Source organism: Streptomyces anthophorae (genome assembly GCF_049310305.1).
Taxonomy (GTDB): domain Bacteria; phylum Actinomycetota; class Actinomycetes; order Streptomycetales; family Streptomycetaceae; genus Streptomyces.
This window is the reverse complement of the sequence record NZ_JBLWQQ010000001.1, coordinates 3409227-3426443: the sequence shown is the minus strand read 5'-3', so window position 1 is coordinate 3426443 and position 17217 is coordinate 3409227. Positions and strand designations below refer to the sequence as shown.

Sequence of the window (17217 nt, the reverse complement as noted above, 5' to 3'; positions counted from 1 at the left end):
GTGACCATGAGCAAGCCCGTTGACACCGCCGTCAGCACAGTCCGTGCGTACATCGAGAACCACCGCGAGGCGTTCCTCGACGACCTCGCAGCGTGGCTGCGGATCCCGTCCGTGTCCGCCCAGCCCGACCACGCACCGGACGTGCGACGCAGCGCCGACTGGCTCGCCGCGAAGCTCGCCGGGACCGGCTTCCCGACCACGGAGGTGTGGGAGACGCCCGGCGCCCCCGCCGTGTTCGCCGAGTGGCCCTCGGGCGACCCCGAGGCCCCCACCGTTCTCGTCTACGGGCACCACGACGTGCAGCCCGCCGCCCGCGAGGACGGCTGGGACACCGACCCCTTCGAGCCGGTTGTCATCGGAAAGCGCCTGCACGCGCGCGGGGCGGCCGACGACAAGGGGCAGGTGTTCTTCCACACCCTCGGCGTGCGCGCCCACCTGGCCGCGACCGGCCGCACCGCGCCCGCCGTCAACCTCAAGCTCCTCGTCGAGGGCGAGGAGGAGTCGGGCTCCCCGCACTTCCGTGCCCTCGTGGAAGAGCGCAAGGAGCGGCTGACCGCGGACGCCGTGATCGTCTCCGACACCGGCATGTGGTCCGAGGACACCCCCACGGTGTGCACCGGCATGCGTGGCCTCGCCGACTGCGAGATCGAGCTGTACGGCCCCGACCAGGACATCCACTCCGGCTCCTTCGGCGGCGCCGTCCCGAACCCGGCGACCGCAGCCGCCCGCCTCGTGGCCGCGCTGCACGACGAGCACGCGCGCGTGGCCGTCCCCGGCTTCTACGACGGCATCGTGGAGCTCACCGACCGGGAGCGCGAGCTGTTCGCGGAGCTGCCGTTCGACGAGGAGCAGTGGCTGCGCACGGCGAAGTCCCGCGCCACCCACGGAGAGGCCGGGCACAGCACCCTGGAGCGCATCTGGGCCCGCCCCACCGCCGAGGTCAACGGCATCGGCGGCGGCTACCAGGGCCCCGGCGGAAAGACGATCGTGCCGTCCTCCGCGATGCTCAAGCTCTCCTTCCGTCTGGTCGCCGGGCAGGACCCGGACCACATCGAGAAGGCCGTCACCGCCTGGGTCGCCGAGCAGCTGCCCGCGGGGATCCGCCACTCGGTCACCTTCGGGGCCGCCACCCGCCCGTGCCTCACGCCGCTCGACCACCCGGCGCTGAAGTCCGTCGTCCGCGCCATGGGACAGGCCTTCGAGCAGAAGATCCGTTTCACGCGCGAGGGCGGCTCGGGGCCCGCGGCCGACCTCCAGGACGTCCTCGACGCCCCGGTGCTCTTCCTGGGCATCTCCGTGCCCTCCGACGGCTGGCACGCCCCCAACGAGAAGGTCGAACTCGACCTCCTCATGAAGGGTGTCGAAACAACCGCCTACCTGTGGGGCGATCTCGCGGAGAGCTGGGCAGATGCACACTGATTGAGGCACCGCGCACCCGCCTCGTTGAACCGCCCGCCGAACCACCCTTTCCACCGGGGGAGTTGGAAGCACCTGTGACCACCTGGACCGACCGAACCGCCGACCTCGCCGCAACGCGCCCCCTCTCGCTCTCCGCGCCGAGCGGAATCGACCGCGCGGCGCACCACCGCCTCGACGAGGCCTGGCTCGCCGCCGCGTGGAGCCACCCCACGACCCGCGTCTTCGTGGTCTCGGGTGGTCAGGCGCTCATCGACGAGACACCGGACGGCACGACGGAACTGGTCATGACCCCGGCCTTCGAAGCGCCCCTCACCGAGGCGCATCGCTACTTCCTGGGCACCGACGAGGACGGCGTGAGCTACTTCGCGCTCCAGAAGGACACGCTTCCCGGACGCATGGACCAGTCCGCGCGCCCGGCCGGACTGCGTGAGGCGGGGATGCTCCTCTCGCAGCGGGACGCGGGCCTCATGGTGCACGCCGTCGCCCTGGAGAACTGGCAGCGCCTGCACCGTTTCTGCTCCCGCTGCGGCGAACGCACCGTCATCGCCGCCGCGGGCCACATCCGCCGCTGCCCGGCCTGCGGGGCCGAGCACTACCCGCGCACCGACCCGGCCGTGATCATGGCCGTGACGGACGAGCAGGACCGCATCCTGCTCGGCCGCCAGGTGCACTGGCCGGAAGGCCGCTTCTCGACGCTCGCCGGCTTCGTCGAGCCCGGCGAGTCCATCGAGCAGTCGGTGCGGCGCGAGGTCTTCGAGGAGGCGGGCGTCGTCGTCGGTGACGTCGAATACGTCGCCAGCCAGCCCTGGCCGTTCCCGTCCAGCCTGATGCTCGGCTTCATGGCGCATGCCACGTCCTTCGAGATCAACGTGGACGGCGACGAGATCCACGAGGCGCGCTGGTTCTCCCGCGAGGACCTGCGGGCCGCCTTCGACTCCGGCGAGGTCATGCCTCCTTACGGGATCTCGATCGCGGCCCGGCTGATCGAGCTCTGGTACGGCAAGCCCCTGCCGAAGCCCAGCGACGCGCTCTGAGTGATCTGCCTTGCGGCGGGGCCCATGGGAGGGTGGTCCCAGGAGCTCCGACGTAAGGGGGCCGGATCATGGCCAGCTCCGCGGAACAACGCAGGCGCGAAGAGGCAGCGGCGGCCCGGCGGCGCGAGTGGGCGCTCAGGCGACGCGGCAATCAGGACCTCACCGGCAACCGCGCGGCGAACCTGCTGATGGCGATCGTCCCCTTGATCGTCATCGCGGTGATCGTCGTCCTGCTGGTCGTCTGACCTCGACCGGCCTCGTCCGATCCCAGCAGAAAGCCCCCGTACCCGAAGGGGCGGGGGCCATTCGCTCGGTGCGGGGTGGCTCAGGCGGCCATGGCCTGCTTGACCTGGGCCAGCGAGGGGTTCGTCATGACCGACTCGGCGCCGCTGTCGGACACCACGAGGAGCGTGGGGACCGTCTGGTTCCCGCCGTTCGCCTTCTCGACGAAGGCCGCGGACTGCGGGTCGTGCTCGATGTTGACCTCGGTGTACCCGATGCCCTCACGGTCCATCTGCTTCTTCAGCCGCTGGCAGTAGCCGCACCACGTGGTGCTGTACATCGTCACAGTGCCCGGCATTTCCTCGCGCTCCTTCGGTGGCTGGGGGTGCGTGTTCGCAAGTAGTCGAACGTACGCGACCCGGCGACCATTCCCGCACGTCGATCGCGTTAGTACGACTAACGGTCGGCACCTGTGGACAACGCGACGCATCCGTCCCCGCGGACCTGGCAGCATGGCGGGGTGACAGCAGCAACGCACTCCACCCTGTTCCCGCAGGTACCTGAATCCGCCGACGCGGTGCTCGAGGGGCTCGACCCCGAGCAGCGCGCCGTGGCGACGGCCCTGCACGGTCCGGTGTGTGTGCTCGCGGGCGCGGGCACGGGCAAGACGCGGGCGATCACCCATCGCATCGCGTACGGCGTCCGCGCGGGGATCCTCCAGCCCAACACCGTCCTCGCCGTCACGTTCACGAACCGCGCCGCCGGTGAGATGCGCGGTCGGCTCAGGCAGCTCGGCGCCGTGGGGGTGCAGGCCCGCACCTTCCACTCCGCTGCCCTGCGCCAGCTCCAGTTCTTCTGGCCCAAGGCCGTCGGCGGGGAGCTGCCCCGGCTCGTCGACCGCAAGATCCAGCTCGTCGCCGACGCCGCGGCCGCCTCGCGGCTGCGCCTGGACCGTGGCGAGCTGCGCGACGTCACCGCGGAGATCGAGTGGTCCAAGGTCACGCAGACCGTTCCCGGCGACTACGCGGCGGCGGTGCACAAGGCGGGCCGTGAGGCGCCCCGGCATCCCGCGGAGATCGCCCAGATCTACTCCGCGTACGAGACCCTCAAGCGGGACCGCTCCGTCATCGACTTCGAGGACGTCCTGCTGCTCACCGTCGGCATCCTCCAGGACCGGCAGGACATCGCCGAGCAGGTCCGCGCCCAGTACCAGCACTTCGTCGTCGACGAGTACCAGGACGTCAGCCCGCTCCAGCAGCGGCTGCTCGACCTGTGGCTCGGCGAGCGCGACAGCCTCTGCGTCGTGGGCGACGCCAGCCAGACGATCTACTCCTTCACCGGGGCCACCCCCGACCATCTGCTCAACTTCCGCACCCGCCACCCCGGTGCCACGGTCGTGAAGCTGGTCCGCGACTACCGCTCCTCGCCCCAGGTCGTGCACCTCGCCAACGGAGTCCTGACCAGAGCGAGCGGGCGCGCCGCCGAGCACCGCCTGGAACTGATCTCGCAGCGCGAGGCGGGCCCCGAGCCGACCTACGTCGAGTACGCCGACGAGCCCGCCGAGGCGGAAGGCGCCGCGGTCCGCATCCGGGAGCTGATGGACGCCGGGGTGTCGGCCGGCGAGATCGCGATCCTGTTCCGGACGAACGGGCAGTCGGAGATCTACGAGCAGGCTCTCGCCGACGCGGGCGTGCCCTACCAGCTGCGCGGTGCCGAGCGCTTCTTCGAGCGGGCCGAGGTGCGCAAGGCTCACCACGAGCTGCGCGCGGCGGCCCGCTTCGGCGACAACGACGCGGGGCTCGACGACGCCGTGGATCTGCCCTCCCAGGTCAGGGCCGTCCTGTCCGGAGCGGGCTGGACCAACGAGCCGCCCGCGGGTTCCGGGGCCGTGCGGGACCGCTGGGAGTCGCTCGCGGCCATCGCCCGGCTCGCGGAGGATCTCGCGAGAGCCGAGCCCACCGCACCCCTGAGCGCGTTCGTGGCGGAACTCGACGCGCGGGCGAGCGCTCAGCACGCCCCGACCGTGGAAGGTGTCACCCTCGCCTCGTTGCACGCGGCGAAGGGCCTCGAGTGGGACGCCGTGTTCCTGGTCGGCCTCGCCGAGGGCATGATGCCGATCACCTACGCCAAGACCGACGAGCAGATCGAGGAGGAGCGGCGCCTCCTGTACGTCGGGGTGACCCGCGCGCGGCGCCATCTCGGTCTCTCCTGGGCGCTGTCCCGCTCGCCGGGCGGTCGGCCGAACCGCAGGCCGAGCCGGTTCCTGGACGGTCTGCGGCCGGGGTCGAAGGGCGCGGCGGGGAACGGGGCGAGCGTGGGGCGTGGCGGCATCGAGTTCGGAACCCGTACGGCCGGCCGCGAGTCGCCCAGCGGGATCACGCGTCCCCGGGGCGACCGGAAGGTGGCCCGCTGCCGCGTGTGCGGGCGCACCCTGGAGGCCGCGGAAATGAAGCTGATGCGCTGTGAGGACTGTCCGTCGGACATGGACGAGGGGCTGTACGAGCGCCTGATCGAGTGGCGCGGTCGCACCGCGGCGGGTCTCGGACAGCCCGCGTTCTGCGTCTTCACGGACAAGACCTTGATCGCCATCGCCGAGTCCGCCCCTGAGGACGCGGCCGAACTGTCCCGCATCCCTGGTGTCGGACGTCGGAAGTTTCGGACGTACGGATCCGACGTTCTGGCTATCTGTGCAGGTCAGGCGATTGACGATCAGATCGATGAGGAGACGGGGGACGACTGATGCGAACTCGTCGAAAAAATAGTTTGCGCAGGCCCCAACAATCCCCATAGGTTCTAAAGCACGAAAGCAGCGGCCTTCTCGGAGGCCCTGGTTCCGTGTTGTACTTGAAAGCCGTCGGACCGGTTCGCACCGGTCCCCGAGACGCCGAGAGGAGGCGATTCCAGTGATCAGCATCAACGCCAGCTCCATCAGCACCGCCAAAATGACCGATCTCTCGGTCGTCGCTTCCTGCCTGCTCGGCTCCTCGAACCTGGGCACCGGTCTGTCTGGCGTCTCCGCCATCCGTCCGGAGTCCGGCCTGTCTCTCGCGGGTCTTCCCATCCGCGAGCGCAATGAGCGACCGACCAAGGCACCGGAAGCAGTAGCGACGGCACAGGCTCAGGCCTATGCCTTTGCGGCGGCCGGTGCCGGATTCCGGAAGCAGACGACGCAGCACCACACGATGTGGGCCTTCCGTGGGCTCGAACCCTGGAGTGATCCAGTCTGATCGACGATCAGACAGGCGCCTTCAGGGCCGCGGAACCCCACCCGGGATCCGCGGCCCTTCTGTTTTCCCGGAAGACCCAGCGATCTTCCGAGGAACCAGAGCGAAGGGGCCTCGGGACAAGAAAAGAACCCGGTACCGCCACCAACCGGCCCACCGGCCGGACGACCAGACGAGGAAGAAGACACCGTGCAACTCGAAGCGCACGCCCCGTCAGTACCGCCTTCACGCCCTCTTTCCCCGCCCGTGTCCACGGAGGACTCCACCTTGAACCCGCTGACCGCGCTCACCGCGCTCGACGACGCCATCGAGAACCTCGACGTGCCCGTCCCCTGCCGTGCCTATGACCCCGAGGTCTTCTTCGCGGAGTCGCCGGCGGACGTCGAGTACGCCAAGTCCCTCTGCCGTACCTGCCCGCTGATGGAGGCCTGCCTCGCCGGCGCCAAGGAGCGGCGTGAGCCGTGGGGCGTCTGGGGCGGCGAGCTGTTCGTCCAGGGCGTTGTCGTCGCCCGGAAGCGGCCGCGTGGCCGCCCGCGCAAGAACCCGGTCGTGGCATGAACACCCCCGGAACGATCGACCGCCCCCTCACGCACGACCCCAAGAAGCAGGCCCCGATGAAGCCGTTCACGAGCGAGCCCGAAGGCTCCGCGATCCCAGACTTCAGCACCGCCGGCGCGAACGAGTCGCGCCAGAACAGGACCCGTCAGATGCAACTCATCCCAGAAGCCCTGGCTCGTGCGCATATGCACGAGCAGCTGCGGGCGGCCGAGAGCGAACGCCGGGCCGTGCGCCTGGCCACCGCCCGCCGGATGCAGCGCCGTGCCGAGCGTGCTTCGCTGCGCGCGCGGCGTGCGCTCGCCCAGGCCGTCATGCAGTGACAGAACCGGCGATCCGGTTCGTCGAAAGCCGCCACGACAGCGCGGCTGCTCCCTCGGGGGCCGGTCCGAAGCGGACCGGCCCCCGAGGCGTGTGGCGCCCGGCGCTCATCGGCTCATCGCGTTATCGTCGCCGGGTGACGTCTCTTCCTGGCGGGGACTCCGCGCACCAGCCCGACCACCAGGCCCTCGCGTGCGCGCGGTGCGGCACGACGGTCCGGGAACTGCCGCTGACCTGGACGTGTTCCGTCGAGGGCGGCACCCGGCGGTACTTCTGCGAAGCCTGCGCCCGAGAGAACATCAGGGCCATCGAGGGCCGGCTCGACTCCGAGTGGTGGTGATCAGGCCTCCGCCGGCCAGTCCTCGGTCCCTGCCGCCTCCTCGGTGGCAAAGCCCGGCACCCACGCCTCCAGTTCGTCCCGCAGCCGCACGGTTGCCCCGAGCTGGCACAGCACCCCGATCGTGCTGAGCGTCACCCGATGTATCAGCAGGTACGAAGGCGGCAGGTTGAGCTGCTTGCCCAGCTGATGGGCGGGAGAGCGGGGATCGGCTATCCGGGCGGCCTGATTGCGCATCCAGGAACGGGTGAACGTGAAGGCGTCGACGCGGGCCGGCTCGATGATCGGCAGCAAATAGTCCAGCACGGCGTCCGGTTCGAGCTCGATCGACTCCTTGACGAAGCCCTCCTCGCAGAGCAGCTCATAGACCGCCTCCGCCTCGCCGTCCAGCGTCCTGCGCAGGGAGACACCGATCGGCTCGGGCAGACCGCCGGGCAGCCGGTCGACCGTGCCGAAGTCGAGGACGCCGAGGCGCCAGCCGCCCTTTTCGTCCGGCAGCAGCCGGAAGTTGCCCGGGTGGGGGTCCGCGTGCAGCAGGCCCGTGCGCGCGGGCCCCGAGAACAGGAAGCGGGCCAGCAACTGCCCCGCGCGATCACGCTCGTCCTCGCTGCCGTTGTCGATGATCTCGGCGAGCGGTGTCCCGTCGATCCACTCCGTCACCAGCACCTGCTCGCACTGGTGCACCACGCGCGGCACCACGACATCGGGGTCCTCGTCGAACTCCTCCGCGTGGGCTTGCTGGGCCTGGGCCTCCAGCGCGTAGTCCAGTTCCTCGGAGACCCGGTCGCGCAACTCGGTGATGAGCGGCTTGATGTCCATGCCCGGGATCAGCGGACCCAACAGGCGTGCGAAGCGGCTCAGTTGGCCGAGGTCCGACAGCAGGGCCTCGCCCGCCCCCGGGTACTGCACCTTCACGGCGACCTCGCGGCCGTCGTGCCACACCGCGCGATGCACCTGCCCGATCGACGCGGCGGCCGAGGGCTTGTCGTCGAACTCGAGGAACAGCTCACGCCATTGCTCGCCGAGCCGCTCGTCGAGAACCGCGTGCACGGTGCGGGTCGGCATCGGAGGCGCGGCTTCCTGGAGCTTCGTCAGCGCGGCGCGATACGGGCCCGCGACATCCTCCGGGAGAGCGGACTCGAAGACGGACAGCGCCTGCCCGAACTTCATGGCGCCGCCCTTGAGTTCACCGAGAACCTTGAACAGCTGATCCGCCGTGCGCTGCTGCAATTCCCGCCCGACGAGCTCGGCGGACTTGCCGCCGATGCGTCTGCCGATGCCCCAGGTCGCGCGACCCGCGAAGCCGATCGGCAGCGCTGCCAGCTTGGCGGTACGGGTAACCGCCTTCCGGGGAAGATCAGACATACACCCCTCCAAATGCCGAACAGCCATGCCGCGCATGCCCGGTGCCGTGGTGCCGACAACCATTGCCTACCCCGCCATTGTGTCGTGCGGCACTGCGTCCACGGAGACCTCCTGCCCGTTACCTCTCTCACCCGCACCGCACGGGCACTGCGGATGCGGCCACACCGGTCGTGCGTGCCAGTCCAACCCCGGCGCGGTCGCCTCCCAGCGGGCCCCCGTGCTCGACGGCAACTCCCCGTCGAGGAAGGCCAGCCCATGTGCCGCGGCGAGACCCGCCACAGCGGTGGCGAGACCCAGGTCGCAGGCCTGCACCTGGCGGGCTGCGTGCCCCGAGCTCCACTGCGCGAGCAGCCGGGGCCAGGTGGGATCGCGGTCCGTGCGCCCGAGGAGCAGGCAGTGCGCGCAGCCGGTGCCGCCGGGCAGCACGAACGGCCCGACCACGCCGGTGGCCTCGACGACGCCCGCGTACAGATGGGGAATGCCGGCCGCCAGCAGGTCCTCGACCGCGGCCGGGTCGGGGGAGTGGACCGCCAGTCCGTCACGCGGGGCGATGATCACGAGGGAGAGCGGGGGCGCTTCGGGATCCGGCTCCGCAAGGCGGGCGGGGGCCGGCCTGCGCCGGTCGGGGCGCGGTGGCCTGGCCGGCGCCATCGAGCGCACCGTGCGACGGGCGGACACGTCCCGGCGCTCGCCCGTCGACTCCACCGGATGCCCGCCCGGGGCCACGTCCCACGGTTCGACGCAGCCGCCGTCCCGCACGTCGACATGGCCGACACCCGCGGCCGCGAGCACCGAGGCGATGACCGCGCCGACCCGCCCCGCGCCTCTTACCTGGACCCGCATCGCGCGCCGGGCCGTCAACTTCAGTATCGCCTCCGCCGGTTCCGATGTCGTGACCGTCAAGGCGGCATGGTCGGGACGGAGTCGATCCATCACGCGCGTCTGTTTGCGCAGTGCGGCGGCGGGTGCGCCGCCGCCGGTCGCGTCGTCGAGGAGCCCCGCGCCGCTCAGCCGCTCCAGGAGCGCGTCCACGTGCCCGTCCGGAAGGCCCATCCGCTGGGCCTCTTCACGCAGGAGCGCGACTCCGCGGGTGCCGTCGAGCAGTGCCAGGAAGCTGCCGGTGGCCGTGTCGACCGGGCCGAGTACCACCGCGTGCGCAGGCGTCAGCCCGAACTGCACCGTGTTCAGGTCGTGCCAGCCGCGCCGCAGGGCCGGTTTCAGGATCGGATGCATGACTGTCCCCCGTGCTGTGCCGACGGTGTCGTTCCCGTCGATCGACCGCCAGCATGCCTGGGCGGCGGGATCCGTGCGGAAAGTTGTCCACAGGCTGTGGGTGATAGTCGTACTAATCGAGGGGCGGCTCGCGGGGCCGCACCGAAGACTTCCGGAGGCGGGACTTCCGCACGGTCCAGCGGGTAACGTCGGGGCGTGTCCGCCGACCCACTGCACCGTGCCACGAAGACGCAGCGCAGCACGACCAGCCCGCCCTCAGGCGGCCTGGGGGCGAGCGCGGTCGAGGTGCGCAGAAGCTCCCGGCGTCGCAGGACCGTCTCCGCGTACCGGGAGGGCGATCGCACCGTGGTGCTCATCCCGGCGCGCATGTCGGAGGCCGAGGAGAAGCGCTGGGTGGGCGTCATGCTCGACAAGCTCGCCGCCCAGGAGAGCAAACGGGTGCTCGGCGACACCGAGCTGGCGGACCGCGCGGAGAGCCTGTCGGACCAGTACCTCGAGGGGAAGGCCCGCCCCGCCTCGGTGCGGTGGGTCACGAACCAGAACACCCGATGGGGCTCGTGCACCCCGGCGGAGGGCAGCATCCGACTCTCCCACCGGTTGCAGGGCATGCCCGAGTACGTCGTCGACTACGTGCTCATCCATGAGCTCGCGCACCTGCTCGTACCCGGGCACGGGCCGCGGTTCTGGAGGCTCATGGAGGCGTATCCGCGCACGGAGCGGGCGCGCGGATATCTCGAAGGAGTGGTCGCGGCCGACCGGCTCCCGCATCTGCCCGCCGCACGCGGCGACTGATCGCCTTTCAACGCGGCTTCTGTACCAGGGGTGTACCGACTTCTCTCGCTGTCGGTGTTTGCGGTTAGCCTTGCGCGACGCAATCACCATCGGGATGGGGGACGGTCGTTACGTATGGCCAGGGAATTCCAACGCGGCCACAAGGCCAAGATCAGTGACCTCACCGCAGGCACGGATCTGTACGTGGGTGTACAGATCACCGGCCCCGGACTGAGCTTCGACATCAGCTGTTTCGGCCTCGACGCCGAGGAGCGGTTGTCCGACGACCGATACTTCGTCTTCTTCAACCAGCCGAAAACTCCCGAGGAGTCCGTTCAGCTGCTCGGCGCACAGGCCGGGGACACGGAATCCTTCCGCGTCACACTCGAGAAGATCCCCGCCCACATCCAAAAGCTCTCGTTCACCGCGACCATCGACGGTGCGGGGCAGATGTCGCAGGTCGCTCCCGGATACATCCGCATCGTCGCCGGTGGTGAGGAAGTCGCGCGGTATTCCTTCCAGGGTGGTGAGTTCTCCACCGAGCGTGCGGTGATGCTGGGCGACTTCTATCTGAAGGATGTCTGGCGGTTCGCCGCTGTCGGGCAGGGCTTCGACGGGGGCCTGGACGCGCTGCTGAGGAACTTCGGCGGTGAGGTCGCGGAGGAGGAGCCCGCCGCCGAGCCGCAGCAGGCCGCGGCTCCCAGCTTCGCGCCCCCCGCCCAGGCCGCCGCACCGCCGTCCTTCGCGGCCCCGGCGGCGCCTGCCCCGGCACCCGCGCCGGCCCCGCCCGCACCGGCCCCCGAGCCGATGCCGCAGAACGTCGCCCCGGCGCAGAACCCCACACCCCCGCCGACCCCCGCGCCCTCGGTGCACGCGGCGCCCACCATCGCCGCCCCGCTCGCCACGCCGCCCGGCACGGTCCCGCCGCCGCCCCCGGCGCCGAGCGCTCCCAGCCCGTACGGCCAGCAGCCGCCCCAGCAGCCGCAGTTCGGCCAGGTCCCCGGCCAGGGAGGCGCGACCCTGCCGCCCGGCTACGGCCAGCAGCCCCAGACGCCGCCCGCTCCCCAGGGCTTCGGGCAGCAGCCCCAGACGCCCCCTGCCCAGCCGGTCTTCGGCCAGGCGCCGGCCCCGCAGGGCGTCCCGCAGCAGGCCGCCGCGCCGGGTGTGGCCGCCGCCCTGGAGAAGTACCGCGAGGCCCCCACAGGGCAGCGCTGGACACTCCAGAACAAGAAGCTGATCCGCGTCGACCTCGGCGCGAGCGGAGACCAGCCCGTCCTCGCCCGCCAGGGCAGCATGGTGCTCTACCAGGGCAAGGTCGAGTTCAGCTACAAGGGTGCCGGGTTCGCGGGCCGCATCGTGGGCAACGCCACGGGCCAGGAGATGCAGCTGATGCGCTGCACCGGCCGCGGCCAGGTCTTCTTCGCGGAAGAGGCCACCCATGTGCACCCCATCGAGCTCCAGGGCGACGCGATCTGCGTCTCCGCGGAGAACGTCCTGGCGTTCGACGAGAGCTTGCAGCACGAAGTGCGCAGGATCGAGGGGCACGGCATCCCCGGAGGCGCCCTGTTCGTCCTCCAGTTCCAGGGCACCGGGACGGTCGTCGTGAAGACCCACGGCACGCCCGTCGTGCTGCCGGTCACGCCCACCACGTTCACCGACTCCAACGCCGTCGTGGCCTGGTCCGCGGCCGCGCAGGCGATCGTGTCCAACCAGGTCCGCATGCGCCGCAACGCCTATCCGGGCGACAGCGGCGAAGGCGTCAACCTGCAGTTCCGGGGCGCACCCGGCAACTTCATCGTCGTCCAGCCGTACGAGGTCTGAGGGAGCCCGTCATGAACCAACCACTCGCGGGCTTCGCCCCGACCCCGGTAGCCGCCCGCATGGAGAACCACGGCAGCAACATGCTGAAGGTCGCCATGCAGACCGGAAACGACCTCTTCGCGCGCGTGGGCTCGATGGTCGCCTACGAAGGCTTCGTCCAGTACGAGCCCAACCCGCCCGCCGTCCGCCAGGTCGCCCGTGACTGGATCACCGGTGAGGGCGCGCCTCTCATGAAGTGCTCCGGTGACGGCCTGCTCTACCTCGCCGACTACGGCGCCGACGTCGTCGTCATCAACCTCGGTGGCGAGTCGATCTCCGTCAACGGCACGAACCTCCTCGCCTTCGACGCGCACCTCCAGTGGGGCGTCGAGCGCGTCAAGGGGCTCGCCAAGTTCACCGGGCAGGGCCTGTGGAACATCACGGTCGGCGGCCAGGGACACGTAGCGCTGACCTCCCGCGGCACGCCCATCGTGGTCGACTGCGGCCGCGGCGAGGACGAGACCTACGTGGACCCGGACGCGCTCATCGCCTGGTCGCCGAGCCTGAAGGTGAAGGGCAAGCGCAGCTTCCGGGCCGGCTCGCTCATCGGGCGCGGCAGCGGCGAGGCCTACCAGATGGGCTTCTCCGGGGAAGGCATCGTCGTCGTACAGCCCAGTGAGGACAGCACCGACCGCCTCCGAGTCCGGGGCTGAGGGGGAGCGAACACACCATGCAGAGCCCGCTTTTCGCGTACACCGAGCAACAGACTCAGGAGCGCTACACGGTGCAGAATCCGCAGATGCTGCGGGTCGCCCTGGAAGGCCACGACGACATCCTCGCCCGCAAGGGCGCGATGGTCGCCTACCAGGGGCTGATGGAGTTCGACGGCGAGTACCAGACGTCCGGACAGCAGCGCGCCCGCGCGCACACCGGCGAGGGACTCAGCCTGATGCGCTGCCATGGGCAGGGCACCGTCTATCTGGCGAACCTCGCCCAGTACATCCACGTAGTGGATGTCGAACAGGACGGCCTGACCGTCGACAGCAGCTACGTGCTGGCGATGGACTCCTCGCTGCACCACGAAGTCGTCGCCGTGGACAGCCAGTTCGGCATCTCCGGCTCGGGCAAGTACCAGCTCAACATCACCGGGCACGGCAAGGTCGCGCTGATGACGTCCGGCCAGCCGCTGATGCTCCAGGTCACCCCCGACCAGTACGTCAACGCCGACGCGGACGCCATCGTCGCCTGGTCCACCGGGCTGCGGGTGCAGATGCAGGCGCAGACGCATTCCTCGGGGGTCTGGCGGCGCCGTGGCAACACCGGCGAGGGCTGGGAGCTCAGCTTCATGGGCAGCGGTTACGCGCTGGTCCAGCCCAGCGAGATGCTGCCGCCGCAGCACGCGGCGGTCGGTGGAGGCCTCGCCGCGCAGTACGGGATGGGTCAGCAGGGCGCCCGCGGCCAGAACCAGGGCAACGTCTGGAGCTGACGCCTCCGTAAGAGCATGTGTAAGGGGCGGTCGCCATGGGCGACCGCCCCTTACACATGGAGGGCCTCGGACAGAGAACCTCAGAGTCGCGCTCGCGTGGCCTCCACGAGACGGACGACGGACGCGTCGGCGACGTCCGCCACCTCGTCGTAGCCGAACCAGCGCAGGTCCAGGGACTCGTCGCTGATCGCTTCCGTGGCGTCCGCCGGGGCGAGCGCCGCGTACTGCACGTCCAGGTGCTGGGTGCACGGCCCCGGAATCGGGTGCCGGTCCAGGCGGACCGGGCCGCCCTCCAGGAGGGTGAGGCCGGGGATGCCCGACTCCTCCGTCGCCTCGCGCAGGGCCGCGGCCCGCAGCGTCGTGTCGCCCTGTTCGCAGTGCCCGCCCATCTGAAGCCACATGTGCAGCTTCTTGTGGAGCGTGAGCAGCACGCGCCCGCGCGCGGGGTCGACGACCAGGGCGCTCGCCGTGATGTGCCCCGCGGTGCAGGGCTTCCACAGGCCGTCGGCGCCGTGCTCCGACAGGTGGTCCAGGTAGGCCTGGCGCAGGTCCGGCTGGTCCTCGTAGCCCTTGAGCACGAGGACCGTGTCGTCGTACAGGCTCACTTGTCGGAGTCGCCCTCGCTCGTGTCGCCCTCGCCCTGGGCGTCCTGGTCGCCCTGGTCCTTCTTCAGGTCCGGCTTCTCGGTGGAGCGGCCGCTCGCGGCCTCGCCGAGCATCTTGTCGATCTCGGAGAAGTCCAGCTGCTCGTCGCGGTGCACGAAGCCGTCCGGGTCGTCCAGGTCGGACGCCGTCGGCAGCATGTCCGGGTGCGCCCACAGGCCGTCACGCCCGTCCACGCCGCGCGCGTCCGTGAGCGAGGCCCACAGGCGCGAGGCGTCGCGCAGGCGCCGCGGACGCAGCTCCAGGCCGATCAGCGTCGCGAACGTCTGCTCCGCGGGGCCGCCGGTCGCGCGGCGGCGGCGCAGCGTCTCGCGCAGCGCGTCGGCGGACGACAGGCGCGGCTTCGCGGCCGCGTGGACCACGGCGTCGACCCAGCCCTCGACGAGCGCGAGAGCCGTCTCCAGGCGGGCCAGAGCGGCCTTCTGCTCCGGCGATTCCTCCGGCTGGAACATGCCCTGCTGGAGCGCTTCCTGGATCTGCTCGGGATTCTGCGGGTCGAACTGGCCGACCACGTCCTCCAGCTTCGAGGTGTCGACCTTGATCCCGCGCGCGTACCCCTCGACCGCGCCGAACAGGTGCGAGCGCAGCCACGGCACGTGCGAGAACAGCCGCTGGTGGGCCGCCTCGCGCAGCGCCAGGTAGAGGCGGACCTCCTCCATGGGGACGCCGAGGTCCTTGCCGTACGCCTCGATGTTCAGCGGCAGCAGCGCGGCCTTGCCGGCCGGGGCCAGGGGCAGACCGATGTCCGTGGACCCGACGACCTCGCCCGCGAGCACGCCGATGGCCTGCCCGATCTGCTGGCCGAACATGGCGCCGCCCATGGAGCGCATCATGCCGATCAGCGGGCCCGCCATGGCCTGCATCTCCTCGGGCAGCACATCGCCCATGGCCATGCCGACGCGCTCGGCGACCGGGTCGACGAGCTCCTTCCACACCGGGAGGGTCGCCTCGACCCACTCGGCGCGGCTCCAGGCCACCGACGAGTGCGCGCCCGAGGGCAGCGACGTCGCGTCGTCCAGCCACAGGTCGGCCAGGCGCACGGCCTCCTCGACCGCGGTGCGCTCGGCGGGACCCACGCTGGCGTCCTTGACGCCGTCCTGCGTGCCCTGCGAGACGGTCTGGCGGGCGATGTCCTTGGCCATGTCCCAGTTCACCGGGCCGCCCTCGTAGGAGAGCATCTGTCCGAGCTGCTGGAAGGCCGCCCCCAGATCGTTCGGATTCATCGAGCCGAACATGGCCGCGAACGGGTTGTCCCCGCCCTCGCCTCCCGGGCCGCCCGCGCCGGGCAGGCCCGGGAACCCGAATCCGAACGGGCCGGCCGGTCCCTGACCGCCACCGCCCTGCTGGTCCTTCTTCTTGCCCTCGTCGCCGTCTTCCGGCTCCTCCGGCGGAAGGCCGAAACCGAATGGGGTGTCACTCACGGGATTCCTCGGCTGGTTGGGCCGCCGGTTTCTGGGCCCGGCGGCGACTGCCCGACTACACACCCAGCGTAGACACCATGACCGGATCGGGCCTCAGTGCTTCGCCGACGAATGGCCTGCGGCAGGATGGATGCCTCCTGGTACGTACGCGTCATACAGGTACGTACTGAAGACAACCGCTGGAGACGCCTGGTGAGTTCCCCAGATCCGCAGGTTCGCGCAGCGCGAAACCCCGCATCCCGTTCAGCAGTCCGCGGCCCCGTCGTCGCGGTCACCGGTGCCGCGTCCGGCATCGGCGCCCTGCTCACCGAGCGGCTCGCCGCGTCGGACGAGATCAAGCAGGTCCTCGCGATCGACGAGCGGCGCGGCGAGTGCACGTCCGCGACCTGGCACGTCCTGGACGTGCGGGACCCGGCCATCGCCGAGAAGCTGCGCGGCGCCGACGTCGTCGTGCACCTGGCCCTCGACCTCGACCTGGAGTCCGACCCCGCGGCCCGCACCGCGTACAACGTGCGGGGCACCCAGACGGTGCTCACCGCCGCGGCCGCCGCGGGCGTGCACCGCGTCGTCCTGTGCACCTCGACGATGGTCTACGGGGCCCTGGAGGACAACGAGCTTCCGCTCGCCGAGGACGCGGAACTGCGCGCCACCGCGGAGGCGACCGGGGTCGGCGACCTCCTGGAGGTCGAGCGGCTCGCCCGCCGCGCCCCGCGCGCGCATCCCGGCCTGAACGTCACCGTGGTGCGCCCCGCGGTGCTCGTCGGCGGCACCGACACCGCGCTCACCAGGTACTTCGAGTCGCCGCGCCTCCTTGTGGTGGCCGGTTCGCGGCCCGCCTGGCAGTTCTGCCACGTCGACGACCTGTGCAGCGCCCTGGAGCACGCGGCCCTGGAGAAGGTCGACGGCGAGCTCGCGGTCGGCTGCGACGGCTGGCTGGAGCAGGAGGAGGTCGAGGAGCTCAGCGGCATCCGCCGCATGGAGCTGCCCTCCGCCGTGGCCCTGGGCGCGGCGGCCCGGCTGCACCGGATCGGCCTGACGCCCTCCCCGGCGGGCGACCTCGCGTACACGATGTACCCGTGGGTGGTCAGCGGGAGCCGGCTGCACGAATCCGGATGGCGACCCCAGTGGACCAACGAGGAGGTCCTGTCGGAACTGCTCGAGGAGGTCGCGGGCCGGCGCACCGTGGCGGGCCGGCGCCTCGGCCGCAAGGACGCGACGGCGGCCGGTGCCGCGGGCGCGACCGTCGCTCTGCTGGGCACGGCGGCCGTGGTGCGACGGGTGCGGAAGGCGCGGCGGCGCATCTGACACCGGGCCGCCCGCACGGCACACCTGTAGGAGGCTCCAACCCCGTACGCGTGCGTGCCGGT

The 17217-nt window shown here is 71.0% G+C and carries 18 protein-coding genes; 13 read left to right on the top strand and 5 right to left on the bottom strand.

Annotated features, from left to right (window positions below; genetic code table 11):
• Window positions 1-6: 6 nt before the first annotated feature.
• The 3 genes from ACNYS0_RS15230 to ACNYS0_RS15220 all read left to right on the top strand — a co-directional run bounded on the left by ACNYS0_RS15230 (window position 7) and on the right by ACNYS0_RS15220 (window position 2698).
• Window positions 7-1419, top strand: a complete 1413-nt coding sequence (locus tag ACNYS0_RS15230) for a dipeptidase (protein ID WP_422474050.1) — start codon at window positions 7-9, stop codon at window positions 1417-1419.
• Window positions 1420-1493: 74 nt separating this feature from the next.
• Window positions 1494-2453: an NAD(+) diphosphatase gene (nudC, locus tag ACNYS0_RS15225; RefSeq protein ID WP_422474048.1), complete on the top strand. Its 960-nt coding sequence runs from the start codon at window positions 1494-1496 to the stop codon at window positions 2451-2453.
• A 68-nt stretch (window positions 2454-2521) separates the two neighbouring features.
• Entirely contained in the window at window positions 2522-2698 is a 177-nt protein-coding gene (locus ACNYS0_RS15220) for a hypothetical protein (protein ID WP_422474046.1), read from the top strand.
• A gap of 80 nt (window positions 2699-2778) precedes the next feature.
• Here ACNYS0_RS15220 and ACNYS0_RS15215 read toward each other — a convergent pair whose 3' ends face one another.
• On the bottom strand, window positions 2779-3033 hold the full coding sequence (locus tag ACNYS0_RS15215) for a glutaredoxin domain-containing protein (protein WP_385768617.1): 255 nt from the start codon (window positions 3031-3033) through the stop codon (window positions 2779-2781).
• Window positions 3034-3195: 162 nt separating this feature from the next.
• Between ACNYS0_RS15215 and ACNYS0_RS15210 the strand changes: the two genes are divergently transcribed.
• The 5 genes from ACNYS0_RS15210 (at window position 3196) to ACNYS0_RS15190 (ending at window position 7115) form a co-directional block, all read left to right on the top strand.
• Entirely contained in the window at window positions 3196-5415 is a 2220-nt protein-coding gene (locus ACNYS0_RS15210) for an ATP-dependent DNA helicase UvrD2 (protein WP_422474044.1), read from the top strand.
• Between the two features lie 163 nt (window positions 5416-5578).
• Window positions 5579-5902 (top strand): hypothetical protein, encoded by a 324-nt coding sequence (locus tag ACNYS0_RS15205; RefSeq protein WP_422474042.1) that lies wholly within the window; start codon window positions 5579-5581, stop codon window positions 5900-5902.
• A gap of 186 nt (window positions 5903-6088) precedes the next feature.
• Window positions 6089-6457, top strand: coding sequence for a WhiB family transcriptional regulator (locus tag ACNYS0_RS15200; protein WP_385768623.1), 369 nt, complete (start codon window positions 6089-6091; stop codon window positions 6455-6457).
• Entirely contained in the window at window positions 6454-6777 is a 324-nt protein-coding gene (locus tag ACNYS0_RS15195; protein ID WP_422474040.1) for a hypothetical protein, read from the top strand. The genes ACNYS0_RS15200 and ACNYS0_RS15195 overlap by 4 nt, the downstream gene beginning before the upstream one ends.
• A 134-nt stretch (window positions 6778-6911) precedes the next feature.
• The gene (locus ACNYS0_RS15190; protein WP_422474038.1) at window positions 6912-7115 is read left to right on the top strand and encodes a hypothetical protein; all 204 of its coding nucleotides are present in this window, start codon (window positions 6912-6914) and stop codon (window positions 7113-7115) included.
• On the opposite strand, the gene ACNYS0_RS15185 is transcribed toward ACNYS0_RS15190, so the two are convergent.
• Both ACNYS0_RS15185 and ACNYS0_RS15180 read right to left on the bottom strand, forming a co-directional pair.
• Window positions 7116-8477, bottom strand: coding sequence for an ABC1 kinase family protein (locus ACNYS0_RS15185; RefSeq protein ID WP_422474036.1), 1362 nt, complete (start codon window positions 8475-8477; stop codon window positions 7116-7118). It abuts the gene before it with no gap.
• 66 nt (window positions 8478-8543) lie between these two features.
• Window positions 8544-9710 (bottom strand): TOMM precursor leader peptide-binding protein, encoded by a 1167-nt coding sequence (locus ACNYS0_RS15180; protein WP_422474034.1) that lies wholly within the window; start codon window positions 9708-9710, stop codon window positions 8544-8546.
• 195 nt (window positions 9711-9905) lie between these two features.
• Here ACNYS0_RS15180 and ACNYS0_RS15175 point away from each other — a divergent pair, with 195 nt between their 5' ends.
• From ACNYS0_RS15175 to ACNYS0_RS15160, 4 genes are all read left to right on the top strand, one after another.
• Entirely contained in the window at window positions 9906-10502 is a 597-nt protein-coding gene (locus tag ACNYS0_RS15175) for a M48 metallopeptidase family protein (protein ID WP_422474032.1), read from the top strand.
• Window positions 10503-10616: 114 nt separating this feature from the next.
• A complete protein-coding gene (locus ACNYS0_RS15170; protein WP_422474030.1) occupies window positions 10617-12302 on the top strand; it encodes a TerD family protein in 1686 nt (561 codons plus the stop codon).
• A gap of 11 nt (window positions 12303-12313) precedes the next feature.
• Window positions 12314-12994, top strand: a complete 681-nt coding sequence (locus ACNYS0_RS15165; protein WP_422409592.1) for an AIM24 family protein — start codon at window positions 12314-12316, stop codon at window positions 12992-12994.
• Between the two features lie 17 nt (window positions 12995-13011).
• Entirely contained in the window at window positions 13012-13767 is a 756-nt protein-coding gene (locus tag ACNYS0_RS15160; protein ID WP_422409594.1) for an AIM24 family protein, read from the top strand.
• Window positions 13768-13847: 80 nt separating this feature from the next.
• Here ACNYS0_RS15160 and ACNYS0_RS15155 read toward each other — a convergent pair whose 3' ends face one another.
• A complete protein-coding gene (locus ACNYS0_RS15155; RefSeq protein WP_422474028.1) occupies window positions 13848-14372 on the bottom strand; it encodes an NUDIX hydrolase in 525 nt (174 codons plus the stop codon).
• Complete coding sequence (locus tag ACNYS0_RS15150) at window positions 14369-15850, bottom strand: zinc-dependent metalloprotease (RefSeq protein WP_422474026.1); 1482 nt, start codon at window positions 15848-15850, stop codon at window positions 14369-14371. Before ACNYS0_RS15150 ends, ACNYS0_RS15155 begins: the two co-directional genes overlap by 4 nt.
• Before the next feature lie 192 nt (window positions 15851-16042).
• On the opposite strand from ACNYS0_RS15150, the gene ACNYS0_RS15145 reads away from it, so the two are divergent.
• Entirely contained in the window at window positions 16043-17155 is a 1113-nt protein-coding gene (locus ACNYS0_RS15145) for an SDR family oxidoreductase (protein WP_422409599.1), read from the top strand.
• Window positions 17156-17217 lie beyond the last annotated feature (62 nt).

What these genes read in the sequence shown, in the direction of transcription:
- ACNYS0_RS15230 (WP_422474050.1), top strand. Translation starts at nt 7, where the DNA reads ATGAGCAAGCCCGTTGACACCGCCGTCAGCACAGTCCGTGCGTACATC.
- ACNYS0_RS15220 (WP_422474046.1), top strand. Translation starts at nt 2,522, where the DNA reads ATGGCCAGCTCCGCGGAACAACGCAGGCGCGAAGAGGCAGCGGCGGCC.
- ACNYS0_RS15215 (WP_385768617.1), bottom strand. Translation starts at nt 3,033, where the DNA reads ATGCCGGGCACTGTGACGATGTACAGCACCACGTGGTGCGGCTACTGC.
- ACNYS0_RS15195 (WP_422474040.1), top strand. Translation starts at nt 6,454, where the DNA reads ATGAACACCCCCGGAACGATCGACCGCCCCCTCACGCACGACCCCAAG.
- ACNYS0_RS15185 (WP_422474036.1), bottom strand. Translation starts at nt 8,477, where the DNA reads ATGTCTGATCTTCCCCGGAAGGCGGTTACCCGTACCGCCAAGCTGGCA.
- ACNYS0_RS15180 (WP_422474034.1), bottom strand. Translation starts at nt 9,710, where the DNA reads ATGCATCCGATCCTGAAACCGGCCCTGCGGCGCGGCTGGCACGACCTG.
- ACNYS0_RS15170 (WP_422474030.1), top strand. Translation starts at nt 10,617, where the DNA reads ATGGCCAGGGAATTCCAACGCGGCCACAAGGCCAAGATCAGTGACCTC.
- ACNYS0_RS15165 (WP_422409592.1), top strand. Translation starts at nt 12,314, where the DNA reads ATGAACCAACCACTCGCGGGCTTCGCCCCGACCCCGGTAGCCGCCCGC.
- ACNYS0_RS15160 (WP_422409594.1), top strand. Translation starts at nt 13,012, where the DNA reads ATGCAGAGCCCGCTTTTCGCGTACACCGAGCAACAGACTCAGGAGCGC.